This window comes from Paraburkholderia sp. SIMBA_030 (assembly GCF_046535245.1).
Classification (GTDB): domain Bacteria; phylum Pseudomonadota; class Gammaproteobacteria; order Burkholderiales; family Burkholderiaceae; genus Paraburkholderia.
On sequence record NZ_JAWRXB010000925.1, the window covers coordinates 1 to 259 of the forward strand.

1 pseudogene is annotated in these 259 nt (G+C 68.7%); it reads left to right on the forward strand.

Annotation, left to right across the window (positions count from 1 at the left end):
* Positions 1-192: pseudogene (locus tag SB772_RS42735) on the forward strand (dihydropyrimidinase); the annotation flags it as partial.
* Between the last annotated feature and the right edge of the window lie 67 nt (positions 193-259).

Sequence of the window (259 nt, forward strand, 5' to 3'; positions counted from 1 at the left end):
CTGCGCGTGCGGATCGCGAATGCGTCGCTCCATCATGCGGTCGACTACACGCCTTATGAAGGGATCGAGGTGACGGGCTGGCCGCGTCATTGCCTGTCGCGTGTCGAGCTGCTCGTCGAGGACGGCCGGCTGCTCGCGGCGGAGCCGGGGCGCGGGCAATTCGTGCCGGCGGGCAAACCGTGTCTCGACTGATGTCACGGCAGTGATGTGACGTTTCCCACGCGGGCGCTGTGCGACGAACGGGCGCGCAGGCGTCGGG